The 13,683-nt window shown below is 74.0% G+C and carries 12 protein-coding genes; 8 read left to right on the top strand and 4 right to left on the bottom strand.

The features are described from left to right. Positions 1-40: 40 nt before the first annotated feature. Positions 41-1,438 carry a gluconate:H+ symporter gene (locus ACIGXE_RS30055; protein WP_399752143.1) on the top strand — a complete coding sequence of 466 codons (1,398 nt, stop codon included), beginning with the start codon at positions 41-43 and terminating at the stop codon, positions 1,436-1,438. Here ACIGXE_RS30055 and ACIGXE_RS30050 read toward each other — a convergent pair. The 3 genes from ACIGXE_RS30050 to ACIGXE_RS30040 form a co-directional block, all read right to left on the bottom strand. Further along, entirely contained in the window at positions 1,386-4,985 is a 3,600-nt protein-coding gene (locus ACIGXE_RS30050; RefSeq protein WP_399752141.1) for a HEAT repeat domain-containing protein, read from the bottom strand. The genes ACIGXE_RS30055 and ACIGXE_RS30050 overlap by 53 nt on opposite strands. Further along, positions 4,982-5,410, bottom strand: a complete 429-nt coding sequence (locus ACIGXE_RS30045; protein WP_399752140.1) for a hypothetical protein — start codon at positions 5,408-5,410, stop codon at positions 4,982-4,984. Before ACIGXE_RS30045 ends, ACIGXE_RS30050 begins: the two co-directional genes overlap by 4 nt. 76 nt (positions 5,411-5,486) lie before the next feature. Continuing rightward, complete coding sequence (locus ACIGXE_RS30040; RefSeq protein ID WP_399752138.1) at positions 5,487-7,154, bottom strand: FAD-binding dehydrogenase; 1,668 nt, start codon at positions 7,152-7,154, stop codon at positions 5,487-5,489. A 94-nt stretch (positions 7,155-7,248) separates the two neighbouring features. Between ACIGXE_RS30040 and ACIGXE_RS30035 the strand changes: the two genes are divergently transcribed. The 6 genes from ACIGXE_RS30035 to ACIGXE_RS30010 all read left to right on the top strand — a co-directional run bounded on the left by ACIGXE_RS30035 (position 7,249) and on the right by ACIGXE_RS30010 (position 11,170). Next, positions 7,249-7,911, top strand: coding sequence for a TetR/AcrR family transcriptional regulator (locus tag ACIGXE_RS30035; RefSeq protein ID WP_399752136.1), 663 nt, complete (start codon positions 7,249-7,251; stop codon positions 7,909-7,911). Then, a complete protein-coding gene (locus ACIGXE_RS30030; protein ID WP_399752134.1) occupies positions 7,908-8,672 on the top strand; it encodes a glucose 1-dehydrogenase in 765 nt (254 codons plus the stop codon). The genes ACIGXE_RS30035 and ACIGXE_RS30030 overlap by 4 nt, the downstream gene beginning before the upstream one ends. A 51-nt stretch (positions 8,673-8,723) precedes the next feature. Next, positions 8,724-9,239 (top strand): NUDIX hydrolase, encoded by a 516-nt coding sequence (locus tag ACIGXE_RS30025; protein ID WP_399752132.1) that lies wholly within the window; start codon positions 8,724-8,726, stop codon positions 9,237-9,239. A 9-nt stretch (positions 9,240-9,248) separates the two neighbouring features. After that, entirely contained in the window at positions 9,249-9,644 is a 396-nt protein-coding gene (locus ACIGXE_RS30020) for a YidH family protein (protein WP_399752130.1), read from the top strand. Continuing rightward, positions 9,641-9,955, top strand: a complete 315-nt coding sequence (locus tag ACIGXE_RS30015; protein ID WP_399752128.1) for a DUF202 domain-containing protein — start codon at positions 9,641-9,643, stop codon at positions 9,953-9,955. Before ACIGXE_RS30020 ends, ACIGXE_RS30015 begins: the two co-directional genes overlap by 4 nt. Before the next feature lie 303 nt (positions 9,956-10,258). Further along, positions 10,259-11,170: an MBL fold metallo-hydrolase gene (locus ACIGXE_RS30010; RefSeq protein WP_399752127.1), complete on the top strand. Its 912-nt coding sequence runs from the start codon at positions 10,259-10,261 to the stop codon at positions 11,168-11,170. Between the two features lie 23 nt (positions 11,171-11,193). Here ACIGXE_RS30010 and ACIGXE_RS30005 read toward each other — a convergent pair whose 3' ends face one another. After that, positions 11,194-12,477: an enolase C-terminal domain-like protein gene (locus tag ACIGXE_RS30005; RefSeq protein WP_399752124.1), complete on the bottom strand. Its 1,284-nt coding sequence runs from the start codon at positions 12,475-12,477 to the stop codon at positions 11,194-11,196. A 163-nt stretch (positions 12,478-12,640) separates the two neighbouring features. Here ACIGXE_RS30005 and ACIGXE_RS30000 point away from each other — a divergent pair, with 163 nt between their 5' ends. After that, complete coding sequence (locus ACIGXE_RS30000) at positions 12,641-13,678, top strand: phosphotransferase family protein (RefSeq protein ID WP_399752122.1); 1,038 nt, start codon at positions 12,641-12,643, stop codon at positions 13,676-13,678. Positions 13,679-13,683: the final 5 nt, after the last annotated feature.

The raw sequence follows: 13,683 nt of genomic DNA, 5'->3' as shown, positions 1-13,683 counted from the left end.
ACCCCCCGTCCCCATCCCTCTGACCCCCAAGGGACCCACCGTGACCAGTCTCAGCGTCGAGATCCTGGCAGCGGACGCCGCCGAACCGATCACCTCGGCGGGCAACGCCCAGCTCGGCATCGCCGTCCTCGCCGGCATCGCCGTCATCGTCCTGCTCATCACCAAGTTCAAGCTGCACGCGTTCCTCGCCCTGACCATCGGGTCGCTGGCGCTCGGCGCCTTCGCGGGCGCCCCGCTCGCGGACACCATCAAGTCCTTCACCACCGGGCTCGGCAACACCGTGGCCGGTGTGGGCGTGCTCATCGCGCTCGGCGCGATCCTCGGCAAGCTGCTCGCCGACTCCGGCGGTGCCGACCAGATCGTCGACACGATCCTCGCGAAGGCCGGTGGCCGGTCCATGCCGTGGGCGATGGTCCTGATCGCCTCGGTGATCGGCCTGCCGCTGTTCTTCGAGGTCGGCATCGTGCTGCTGATCCCGGTCGTGCTGCTCGTCGCCAAGCGCGGCAACTACTCGCTGATGCGGATCGGCATCCCCGCCCTCGCCGGTCTGTCCGTCATGCACGGGCTCATCCCGCCGCACCCCGGCCCGCTCGTCGCGATCGACGCGGTCGGCGCCAACCTGGGCCTCACCCTCGCCCTCGGCCTGCTCGTCGCGATCCCGACCGTGATCATCGCCGGTCCGCTCTTCTCGCGGGTCGCCGCGCGCTGGGTGGACGTCCCGGCCCCGGAGCGGATGATCCCCACCCGGCCTTCGGAGGAGCTCGAGAAGCGGCCCGGCTTCGGCGTCACCGTGGCGACCGTGCTGCTTCCCGTCGTCCTGATGCTGGTGAAGGCGCTGGTCGACATCGTCGTCGACGACCCGGACAACGGCGTGCAGAAGGTCACCGACGTCATCGGCTCGCCGCTGATCGCCCTGCTCGCGGCCGTCATAGTCGCGATGTTCACCCTGGGCCGGGCGGCCGGCTTCAGCAAGGAGCGCATCTCCTCCACCGTCGAGAAGTCGCTCGCCCCGATCGCGGGCGTGCTGCTGATCGTCGGCGCGGGCGGCGGCTTCAAGCAGACCCTGATCGACATCGGCGTCGGCCAGATGATCCTCGACTTCTCGAAGGACTGGTCGATCCCCGCCCTGCTGCTCGCCTGGCTGATCGCGGTCGCGATCCGGCTCGCGACCGGCTCGGCCACGGTGGCGACCATCTCGGCGGCCGGCCTGGTGGCCCCGCTCGCCGAGGGCATGTCGACGGGCGAGGTCTCGCTGCTGGTCCTGGCGATCGGCGCCGGCTCGCTCTTCTTCAGCCACGTCAACGACGCCGGTTTCTGGCTGGTGAAGGAGTACTTCGGGCTGAGCGTCGGTCAGACGGTCAAGACCTGGTCGGTGATGGAGACGATCATCTCGGTGGTCGGCATCGTCCTCGTGCTGCTGCTGTCGCTGGTGATGTGACGCCGGCCCGGGCCGCCTGCTGCTCACGGCTTCCCCTCTCCAGGATCCCGAGGAGCCCCGCGGCCCGGCCCCGGACGTCGGCCGAGCCGTCCCGGTCCACGGCTCGGCGCAGCAGGTCCAGGGTCCGCGGATCGTCGCGGCCCAGATCACCGAGGACCCGGAGGGCGGTCTGCCGCACCTCCGGGTCCTCGTCGCTTTCCGCGCGGTCCCGCGCGAGGGTGAGCGTGTCGAGGTCACGACGCCCCTCGCGCAGCAGCCCGAGCGCGGCGGCGCGGACCTCGGGGCTCGGATCGTCCACGGCCCGGGCGCGGACGAGGCGCGACCCGGCGGACCGGTCGACGCGCTCGCCCCGAACCGCCACGCCGACCCCGTCCGCCCCCTCCGCCACGCCGACCCCGTCCGCCCCCTCCGCCCCGCCGGGCCCGTCCGCCCCTTCCTCCTGGCCGGCCCGGTCGGCCCGGTCGGCCCCGTCGGCCCGGTCGGCCCGGTCCATGAAGACGCCCAGCATGGCGGCGCGGACCTCGGGGCTGGCGTCCTCCACGGCGAGCCGGCGCGCGACGGCGAGCAGCTCCGGGGCGGCGACCTCGGTCAGCGCGTCGAGCGCGAACAGGGCCTCGCCCGCAGCCCGCCTGACCGCGGGCGACGCGTCCGACCACGCCCGCCCCACGATCACCTCGACGGCTGCGACGTCCACCACGCGCAGCGTGTGCACCAGGCCGTACGCGTGGAGGGCCGCCGCCCGGACCTCCGGGCTCCCGTCGTGTCGCGCCCGGTCCAGGAGGAGGTCCCGCACGTCCCCGCCGGAGATCCGCCAGCGGCCGACGATCTCCACGGTCCTGGCCCTGATCTGCGGGTCCGGGTCGTAACGGGCCCCGCGCAGGACCGCGGCGCGCGCCCCCTCGTGCCGTTCGGCGAGACCCGCGAGGGCGTCCAGGGCGGCGAGGCGCACACCGGAGTCACGGGGATCCCCGGCCCTGGACAGGGCGATGGCGAGCAGCTCGGGGTCGTCGCCACGATCGGGGGTGAAGGCCAGGGACCGCAGGGCGCTCCGGCACTCCCCCGGTCCTCCGTCCCTGGCGATCCGGATCATCAGGGCCCGGATCTCGGGGTCAGGGACCTGGTCGAGGGTGATCCCGTCGGCGATGCCGACGCGTGCCTCGGCGTCGCCGTCCCGCAGCACGCCGAGCAGCCATGCCCGCGCTTCCGGGGCTTCCAGCGCCGTCCTCGTCAGACTCGCGAACACCGCTCTCCGCACCGCGGGATCGGTCTCCGTCCGGAGGCGGCCGAGCAGGAAGGACACCGTCTCCGGTCCCGGCTCCGGGTCGTATCCGATCTCCTCCGTCACGACGGCCCGCACGGCGGGATGCGGGTCGTCGCCGGCGCGGTCCCGCAGCAGCTCCGGGGCCCCGGGCAGCCCCTCCTCGGAGGCGGTCCAGGCCGCCACCCAGCGGGTGCAGGGATCGGGGCTCTCCACCGCCAGGCGCCGGACCGCCAGGTGCCATGGCTCGGGCCCGCCCCGCAGCAGGTTGAGGCGGATCTCGGCGGCCTCCGAACCAACCCCCAGGGAGACGGCCCGCGGTCCCCGCCCCTCGTTGCCGCGGCACCAGTCGTCGTGCCACTCCAGGAAGCGGCGCGGGGCGCGTTCGCCCAGCCCGCGCAAGGCGGCGGCGACGTCCTCGAGCCCGGGGCTGCGCATGTCGAAGCCCTCGCGGTACTCCCGGCAGAGCTCCAGCAGCCGGATCAGCCGGTCGACGAGCAGGGTGGTCTGAGCGGCGAGCAGCCCGGGCCTGCGCACCTCGGCGAGGCAGCGGGCCGCGAACGGCAGGCCGGCCGCGGCCCGGTCGGCCTCCGAGGCGAGCCGGCGGGCCGGCACCCGCGGAGCGAGCAGCCGCTCGACCACCCCCGCCACGAAACGCTCGTCGAGCATCCCCACGAGCAGCAGCAGGGTCTCGTGCCAGGCGGGGTCCTCGGCCTTCGTCGCGAAGAGCTCCTGCAGCTCCTCCTGCGAGAGGGAGCGCTCCTGGTGGAAGCGGTGGGCGATGTCCGCCGCCGCCAGGTACTCCAGGAAGGTGCGGTGGACGAAGCCGTAGACCTCGCCGCCGAAGCGGCTGAGGACGAAGTTGCGGTGCCGGAACTGGTCGAGCATGACGCGGGCCGCGAGGACCGCCCGGTCGGCGGGGAGTTCGTAGCGGCCCTTGAGGTAGTCCTCGAAGCCGCCGATGAGGTCGGGGCCGGCGATGTGGTTGCCCGCGATGCCTCCGTGCCCCTCCTGCATCCGACGGGCGATGAGACGCAGCAGTTCGAGCCGGTCCTCGGCGCCGAGGTACGGCAGGTGTTCCTCGACCCGGCGGTCCTTGAGGTACTTGCCGGGGTCCCAGTGCTCGACGAGGACGGCCACGGCGTGTTCGTACACGGCCCGGCGGTCGCGCGGGAGTTCGCGGCGGCGGCCGATGATGGCGAGGATCGTGAGGATGAGGGGGTTGCCGGCGAGCTCGCGTACGGACCGGGAGCCGTCGACGGCGGAGAGCACCCGCTCGGTCAGCCGGGCCGCCCGCCCGGGGTCGTCGGGGCAGGAGAGGGAGAACCAGCGTGCGGTGAAGGACCCGATCTGCTCGCGTTCGAGGTCCTGGAGCATGACGTCGGCGAAGCCCGCGCCGTCGAGGACCGCGCGCTGGTAGCCGTAACCGCGTGAGGTGACGACGATCCGGGCGCTCGGATGGCGTGCGGCGAAGCCGGCGATGCGACGGGCGACGGTGTCGCGCAGGCCCGGGTCGAAGACCTCGTCGAGCCCGTCGAAGACGACGAGCGCGGTGCGCGGACCGGTGCCTTCGAGTACGGGGGTGAGGAGGGCGCGCGGCAGGCCGAGCCCCTCGGTCGCGTACCGGTGTTCCAGGAAGTCCTCGAAGCCGCGCTCACGCCACGCGGCCTGGGCGTAGTCGCGGAGTTCGACGATCAGGGGGACCCGGCCGCGCAGCGGCCGGAGGGCGGCCGGGGGTTCGTCGCCGGTGAGGGCGAGGGCGAGGTAACGGGCGAGCGTCGACTTGCCCGCGCCCGGGTGGCCGAGCACCACGAGGCGGTCGTGCCCCGGGCCCGCGAGGACGTCGAGCACCGGGAGCGGTGGCCGCGCCTGATAGGCCTGGCGGATCCGCCGCACGGTCTCCTGGTCGACGCCGGGCGGGAGCCGCAGGGACTCGGCCTGCCGGGGGTCCATCAGCCGGCGCAGGAGCTCCTGGGGCAGTTCTACCGGGGGCGGGTCGGCCCTGACCGTCTGCGGCACGAAGACGTCGCGGAGCCGGACGGCCGGATGTTCGTCCTGCTCGTGCAGCGGGGTGAGGACGTCCAGGTCGAGGCGGCCGTAGCGCTGGCGCACCAGAGCGGCGTAGCGGGCGAGGGCCTCGTCGAAGGCGGGCACGGCCGGGGGCGGCGCGTCCACGAGGGTGACGGAGCCCTCGACGTGGCTGATGAGGGTGATGTTGCCGGCCGCGGTGGCGCCTTCGGCGGTGAGGCCGCCGGGCCCCCGCAGCCAGCGCCTGAACAGCCCCTTCACGGGGTGTCGGGCCGCGACTCGATCCGTACGGAGCCGTCGACGCCGTCGATCTGGGTCAGGTCCCCGCCGGCCCGGGCCCCCTGGGCGGACTGTGCCCCGCCGCCGGCCCCCGGGTCGTCGCCCGGAGCGGAGCCGCCGTCGCCGACCGCGGCCGGCCCGCCGCGCACGGCGGTGATGACCACGTCGCCCTTGACCCCGCGGATCTGCCGCAGGTCTCCCCCGGCGACGGCCCGGTCCGCCGCCTGTCCCGCTCCGCGGGCGAGGAGGCCGGCCAGCGTCAGGGCGAAGCCCGCCACCGTGAAGAACAGGCTGAGCACACTGCTCCACTTGTCGGCGGCGTCCAGGCCGCGCAGGGTGAGGAAGACCGCGAGGCCGCCCAGGGCGAGGACGGCGCCGACGACCAGGAGCCATAAGCGTCTTGTCACCGGGCCATCTTGCCCCAGACGCCTCGGAGCACGGGCCCTGCCCTCCGGGCAGACGACGCTACTTTCCGGACACGCCCTAGTCCACCGCCTCCGCCGCCGCGCGGCCCGCCGCGCGGCCGGAGAAGAGGCAGCCGCCGAGGAAGGTGCCTTCGAGGGAGCGGTAGCCGTGGACGCCGCCGCCGCCGAAGCCGGCCGCCTCGCCCGCCGCGTACACGCCGGGGAGCGGTTCGCCGGAGGCGGTGAGGACGCGGGAGGACAGGTCGGTCTGGAGGCCGCCGAGGGACTTGCGGGTGAGGATGTTGAGGCGTACGGCGATCAGCGGGCCGGCCTTGGGGTCGAGGATGCGGTGCGGGGCGGCCGTCCGGATCAGCCGGTCGCCGAGGTAGCGGCGGGCCCCCCGGATCGCCGTGACCTGGAGGTCCTTGGTGAAGGGGTTGGCGATCTCGCGGTCGCGGGCGGTGATCTCGCGGCGCAGCGCGGCCTCGTCGATCAGGTCCTGGCCGGTGACGCGGTTCATGCCGCGGACGAGGGCGGCGAGGTCGCGTTCGACGACGAAGTCGGCGCCCTTGTCCATGAAGGCCTTCACCGGGCCGGGGACGTCGGCCCGGGCGCGGCCGAGGACGTCGCGGACCGACTTGCCGGTGAGGTCGGGGTTCTGCTCCGAGCCGGAGAGCGCGAACTCCTTGCCGATGATCTTCTGGTCGAGCACGAACCAGGTGTGGTCGTGGCCGGTCCGCATGATGTGTTCGAGGGTGCCGAGGGTGTCGAAGCCGGGGAACAGCGGCACGGGGAGCCGCCTGCCGGTCGCGTCCAGCCAGAGCGAGGACGGGCCGGGGAGGATGCGGATGCCGTGGCGGGCCCAGATGGGGTTCCAGTTCTCGATGCCCTCGGTGTAGTGCCACATCCGGTCGCGGTTGACGTGGTGGGCGCCCGCGTCCTCGGCGATGCCGAGCATCAGGCCGTCGACGTGGGCGGGGACGCCGGAGAGCAGCCGGGCGGGCGGGGTGCCGAGGCGCTCGGGCCACTGCTTGCGGACGAGCTCGTGATTGCCGCCGATGCCGCCGGAGGTGACGATCACCGCCTGGGCGCGGTACGCGAACTCGCCGACGGTCTCGCGGCTGCTGGCGCTGCCGCGCGGGACGTCGGAGGGGGCCAGGACCTCACCGGTCACCGTGTCGACGGCGCCGGCGGTGCGGGCGAGTCCGGTGACGCGGTGGCGGAAGCGGAAGCGGACCAGGCCGCGGGCGACGCCCTCGCGCACCCTGCGTTCGAAGGGGGCGACGAGGCCGGGTCCGGTGCCCCAGGTGATGTGGAAGCGGGGGACGGAGTTGCCGTGGCCGTTGGCGTCGTAGCCGCCGCGCTCGGCCCAGCCGACGACCGGGAAGAAGCGCACCCCGAGGCCGTGCAGCCAGGCCCGCTTCTCGCCGGCCGCGAAGTCGACGTACGCCTCGGCCCACTTCCGCGGCCAGGCGTCCTCGGGCCGGTCGAAGCCCGCGGTGCCGAGCCAGTCCTGGAGGGCCAGGGCGTGGCTGTCGCGGATGCGCATCCGGCGCTGCTCGGGCGAGTCGACGAGGAAGAGCCCGCCGAAGGACCAGTGCGCCTGACCGCCGATGGACTGCTCGGGCTCCTGGTCGAGCAGGATCACCGAACGACCGGCGTCGACCAGCTCGGCGGTGGCGGCGAGACCGGCCAGGCCGGCCCCGATGACGATGACGTCGGCGTCGTACGACGCATGGGATGACATGGACCGCATCTTGGATACACGGATGTATCCAGTCAACGGTCCGGCCGCCTTCCGGGCCCTCCCGTTTTCTAATGCCGAGCATTAATATGGGGGCATGGCAAGGACGTCAGGGCCCGAGACCCGGGAGAAACTGATCCGCGCGGCCGAGGAGGTCTTCGCGGCCAAGGGCGTCGACGGCGCCCAGCTGCGCGACATCGTGAGCCTCGCCGGCCAGGGGAACCCCTCCGCCGTGCAGTACCACTTCGGCTCCCGCGCCGGACTGCTCGACGCCGTCATGGCCGGCCGCCAGGAGCGCACCGAGCGGGTGCTCACCCCGCTCCTCGACGCCGCCGCCGACGACACCCACGACCTGATCGGCGCGCTCGTCACGGCCGAGGCGAGCGAACTGGGCACCGACCGGGGCCGGCGCTGCCTGCGGATCTCCGCGCAGCTCAGCCACGAGAGCGGGGTCCGCACCCGCACCCCGCACCCCACGCTCGCCGGCACCTGCTACTGGCGCCTCATCGAGCGGCTCGAGTCCTGCCTCGCCGCGAACGGACTGCCCGAGCCGCTGCGCCTGGAGCGGCTCGACCTGGCACTGACCGTGGTGGGCGCGGCCATGGCGGACCGGGCCCGGCAGTACCTGGACGGCTCCGAGCCCCTGACAAGTCAGTCGCTCTTCCTCGCCGATCTCGTCGAGACCACCACCGCACTCCTCCGGGCCGCACAGCCCCGGAGCGTCCGACCCCCCGAGACGATCCCGAAGGGACCAGCATGAACGACCTCACCGGAAAGACCGTGCTCATCACCGGCGGCGCCCGCGGCCTGGGCGCCGAGGCGGCCCGCCAGGCCGTGGCCGCCGGCGCCCACGTCGTCATCACCGACGTCCTCGACGAGGACGGCAAGGCGACCGCGGCCGAGCTCGGCGAGCGAGCCCGCTTCCTCCACCACGACGTGACCTCCGAGGAGGAGTGGGCCGCGGCCGTCGCGTACGCGGTCGCGGAGTTCGGCGGGCTGCACGGTCTGGTGAACAACGCCGGCATATCCGCCGGCGCGTTCCTGGAGACCGAGTCCGTCGAGCACTTCCGCAGGGTCCTCGACATCAACCTGACCGGCGTGTTCATCGGCATGAAGGCCGCCATCCCCGCCATGAAGGAGGCCGGCGGCGGCTCCATCGTGAACATCTCCTCCGCGGCCGGCCTCATGGGCCTGGCCCTGACCGCCGGTTACGGCGCCTCCAAGTGGGGCGTGCGCGGTCTGACGAAGATCGGCGCGGTGGAGCTCGGCACGGCGAGGATCCGCGTCAACTCGGTCCACCCGGGGATGACGTACACCCCGATGACCGCCTCCGTCGGCATCGAGCGGGGCGAGGGCAACTACCCCAACACCCCCATGGGCCGGGTCGGCGAGGCGCCCGAGATCGCGGGCGCGGTCGTCTTCCTGCTCTCGGACGCCGCCTCGTACGTGACGGGCGCCGAGCTCGCCGTCGACGGCGGCTGGACCACCGGCCCCACCGTGAAGTACGTCATGGGCCGGTGACGGTCGCCGGCCACGGCGTCGACCGGCCCGCTTCGGTGATTTCATGGGCGCATGAGCGCCTCTGACGAAGTACTCGACGTGGTCGACGAGCACGACCGGGTGGTGGGGCAGGCCCCGCGCGGCGAGGTGTACGCGCGAGGCCTGATCCATCGCTGCACCTTCATCCTGGTCCGGGACGGGCAGGACCGGATCTTCGTGCACCGCCGCACCCCGACGAAGCTGGTCTACCCCTCCCTCCACGACATGTTCGTCGGCGGTGTCGTCGGCGCCGGCGAGTCCTACGACGACGCCGCCCTGCGCGAGGCCGAGGAGGAGCTGGGCGTCTCGGGGCTGCCCCGGCCGGTACCGCTGTTCCGCTTCCTGTACGACTCGCGGGGCGTGGCCGGCAAGTGGTGGTCGGCGGTGTACGAGGTGCGCTGCGAACTGCCGGTGCGGCCGCAGGTCGAGGAGGTGGCCTGGCACGCCTTCCTGCCGGAGGAGGAGCTGACGGCGCGGCTCGCCGAGTGGGAGTGGGTGCCGGACGGCCGCGCCGCCTACGAGCGGCTGCTCACCTGGCGGGGCCGTTAGGGTGCGTCCGTGAGCGACTTCGTACAGAGCCTGCGACTGTGGCTCGCGCCGCAGCGCCTCCGCGAGGAGGGTGAGACCCCGGACTACCGCTTCTCCCTGGCCAACGAGCGGACCTTCCTCGCCTGGATCCGGACCGCGCTCGCGCTGATCGGCGGCGGCTTCGCCGTGGACCAGTTCCTGCCGGACCTGCGCTGGGGCGTCCGGGTCGGGCTCGCGCTCGCGCTGATCGCGGCCGGGGTGCTGTGCGCGCTGCGCGCGGTGAACCACTGGGTGCGCTGCGAGCGGGCCATGCGGCGCGGGGAGGACCTGCCCGTCTCGCGCTTCCCGACCGTGCTCAGCCTGGCGGTGGCGGTGGTCGCGCTCGCGATGGTGGTGGTCGTGGTCTTCGGCTGGGCCGGGCGATGAGCCCCTCGGCCGTACGGGACCCGGGCCTGCAGCCCGAGCGGACCCGGCTCGCGTGGCGGCGTACGACCCTGGCGTGCACGGTGGCGGCGGTGCTCGCGGCCAAGCAGGCGATCCACGAGGGGGTGACCGCGACCGGGCTGGTCGCGGCGGGCCTCTCGGCCCTGGCATGGGTGGGCTTCCTGGCCGTCGCCCACCGCCGGATCCAGGCCCTCGGCACGGCCCGGCCGCAGCCGCTGTCGCACCGGAGCGCACTGCTCGCGGCGGTGTGCACGGTGGCGTTCGCGGGGTTCGCGGTCGCCGTGCTGGTCTGATCGGCGGGGCCCGGCCCACCGCCGGTGCGCCACGGGCGGACACGGGACGGCCCGGGCCCGGGCCCGCTCCTCGCCGACCGCGGTCTCCCCCGGTCCCGGCCGCGCTTCCCGGCCGCGACCTCCTCCGGGCCGCGGTCCCGCTCCTCGCCGACCCCGGCCTCCCCCGGTCCCGCTCCCGCTCCTCGCCCCCCTCAACCTCCCCCGGTCCCGGCTCCGTTCCCCGCGTACCCCCGGCTTCCCCGGGCCCCGGGCCGACTGGCACTCTTCCCCTGTCCAGTTGGGCTCTCATCCGGGGGATTCCCTTTGCCTGCCACCGATCCGTACGTGGTCGCGCTCGCGCCGAACGTCCACGCCTTCGTCCAGCCCGACGGCGGCTGGTGCCTGAACAACGCCGGCTTCGTCGGGGACTCCGGCGAGACGCTGCTCGTCGACACCGCCGCCACCGAGCGGCGGGCCCTGCTGCTGCGCGACGCCGTCCGCGACGCGGGCCTCGCGGCGCCCCGCACGATCGTCTCCACCCACCACCACGGCGACCACACCTACGGCAACGGGGTGTTCCGGCCGGAGGCGCGGATCGTCGGGCACGAGAACTGCCGCGCCGAGCAGCTCGCCGCCGGGCACCAGCTCCATCTGCTGTGGCCGCAGACCGACTTCGGGCGGGTCGACATCCTGCCGCCGCACCTCACCTACCGGGACCGGCTGACGCTGTACGTCGGCGAGGTCGAGGTACGGGTGATCCATCCGGGCCCGGCGCACACCACCGGCGACTCGATCGTGCATCTCCCCGAGCAGGGCGTGGTGTTCACCGGCGACCTGGTCTTCCACGGCGGCACGCCGTTCCTGCCGATGGGTTCGCTGGCCGGCTCGCTGCGCGCGCTCGACCTGCTGCGCTCGCTCGACGCGCCGACCGTGGTCCCGGGGCACGGGCGGGTCACCGACCCCTCGGCGTACGACACGACCGAGCGCTATCTGCGCTGGGTGCTGGAGCTGGCGGCCGAGGGGCACGCGAAGGGCGCGACGCCGCTGGAGACGGCACGCACCGCCGATCTCGGCGAGTTCGCCGCGTGGCAGGAGAGCGAGCGGCTGGTCGCCAATCTGCATCGCGCGTACGCGGAGCTGGACGGCCTGCCGGAGGGGCACCCGCTGGACCCGGTGGCCGTCTTCGGGGACATGGCGGCGATGAACGGGGGCGTGCCGGTGGCCTGCCACGCGTAGTGGGGGGACCACCGGGGCGGCGGCTACCAGCGCGTGGGCCGCCACCCCGGGTCCGCCGCGCGCATGGCCGCCGCGTCGTCGCGGTCGCGCAGGCCGCGGTCGTCGTCCCGCCAGCGCCGGTGCAGGTCGGCGAGGCGGTCGCGGTCGAGCTCGACGCCCAGGCCCGGCGCGTCGGAGACGGCGAGGCGGCCGGCCCGGAAGCGGGGCGTGGTGGTGACGACGTCCTCCGTCAGCCACGGGTAGTGGGTGTCGCAGGCGTGGTCGAGACGGGGCAGCGTGGCGGCCACCTGGGTCATCGCGGCGAGGCTGATGCCCAGGTGCGTGTTGGAGTGCATGGAGAGCCCGACGCCGTAGGTGCGGCAGAGCGCGGCGAGCTCGCGGGTGCGGTGCAGGCCGCCCCAGTAGTGGTGGTCGCAGAGGACGATCCGTACCGCACCGCGCGCGAAGGCCTCGGGGACCTCCTCGAAGGTCGTGACGCACATGTTGGTGGCGAGGGGCACGTCCGTACGGGCGGCCGTCTCGGCCATCGCGGCGGTGCCGGTCACCGGGTCCTCCAGGTATTCGAGGACGTCGCCGAGTTCACGGGCCACGGCGACGGCGGTCTCCACGGACCAGGCGCCGTTGGGGTCGAGCCGCAGCGGGCGGCCGGGGAACTCCTTCGCGAGGGCGCGGATCGCCGCGGCCTCCCGCTCGGGCGCGAAGACCCCGCCCTTGAGCTTGAAGGAGGGGAAGCCGTGGGCGCGGTCGAAGCGGCGGGCCTGCTCGACGACGCCGGCCGGGTCGAGGGCCTCGCCCCAGGCGTCGGGGCCGGCGCCCGGGTGGGCGCCCCACTTGTGGAAGAGGTAGGCGCTGTACTCGACCTCGTCGCGGACCCTGCCGCCGAGCAGCGCGTGCACGGGCAGGCCGAGGGTCCTGCCGAGGGCGTCCAGGCAGGCGGTCTCGACGGCGGAGACGACCGAGAGCCGCAGTTTGTCGGCCGTCCGGACACCGCGCAGGCCACCGGCGTCCACCCGCCCGTCCACGTCGTCCGCCCCCGCCGGGGCGCAGACCTCGGCGGCCAGGGCGAACAGGGCGTTCACATCCGTGACCGAGCGGCCGGGAAGGGCATCGGCCAGCGGCCGGGCCAGCTCCAGGTAGGCCGTGTCGCCGTAGGTCTCGCCGAGTCCGACGACCCCACCGGCGGTGACCACCTCCACGACGAGGCGCGGGGTGAAGGGCTGGTGGACGCCCTGGGTGTTGAGGAGCGGCGGGTCGGCGACGAGGACGGGGGTCAGGCGGACATGGTCGATGTACAGCGCTGAATCCATATGTGAACTCTATTCAGACACCGAGACGAGGCGCCAGAGGCGCGCACCGGGTTTCCCGGACATGGGGCGGATCGTCCGAGGCCGCGAGGACCGGCCTCTCTGGACGGCATACCGACTGGTCGGTCATGATGGGCCCCGACGCCCACCCCGGAGGTATGCCCGCATGAGTTCGCCCGCGCAGCCCGCTTCCCCGCCGCCCGGTCTCGACCCCGAGCGGCTGCGCCGCCACCTCGACCGTGAGCGCCCCGGCCTGGTCACCGGCCCGCTGCAGGCCCGGCTGATCGAAGGCGGCCGCTCGAACCTCACGTACGCCGTGACCGACGGCACCGGCCGCTGGGTGGTGCGCCGCCCGCCGCTCGGCCACGTCCTCGCCACCGCGCACGACATGAAGCGCGAGCACCGGGTCATCCGCGCGCTGCACACGACCCCCGTACCCGTGCCCGAGGTCATCACCCTGTGCGAGGACGAGTCGGTGCTCGGCGCGCCCTTCTACGTCATGGACTTCGTCGAGGGCACCCCCTACCGCTCCGCCGCCGAACTCGCCCCGCTCGGCGCCGAGCGCACCCGCGCGGCCGTCCTCGGCCTGGTCGACACCCTCGTCGACCTGCACGCCGTGGACCCGGCCGCCGTCGGGCTCGCCGACTTCGGGCGGCCGGAGGGCTTCCTCGACCGGCAGCTGCGGCGCTGGGGCAAGCAGCTCGCCGCCTCGCGGGGCCGCGAACTGCCCGGCATCGACGAGCTGCACGCCGCCCTCGGCCGCGGCCTGCCGGACTCCCCCGCCGCCACCGTCGTGCACGGCGACTACCGCCTCGACAACGTCCTCATCGGCCCGGACGACCGCATCAAGGCCGTCCTCGACTGGGAGATGTCGACCCTCGGCGACCCGCTCACCGACCTCGGCCTGCTCGTCATGTACAGCACGCCGCTCGACCTGCCGAACTCCCCCATCTCGACCACCGCCTCCGCCGCCGGACACCCGAGCAGCGCGGAGCTGATCGAGCGCTACGCCGCCCGCTCCGGCCGCGACACGGGCGCCCTCTCCTGGTACACGGCCTTCGCCTGGTTCAAGCTCGCCGTGATCCTGGAGGGCATCCACTACCGCTACACCCTCGGCCAGACCGTCGGCGCCGGCTTCGACCGCATCGGCGAACTCGTGCCCGTCTTCATCGAACACGGTCTCACCACCCTCCAGGAAGGCTGACCGCC

The organism is Streptomyces sp. NPDC053431, assembly GCF_044544925.1.
Lineage (GTDB): Bacteria > Actinomycetota > Actinomycetes > Streptomycetales > Streptomycetaceae > Streptomyces.
This window is presented reverse-complemented; position numbering and strand designations above follow the sequence as displayed.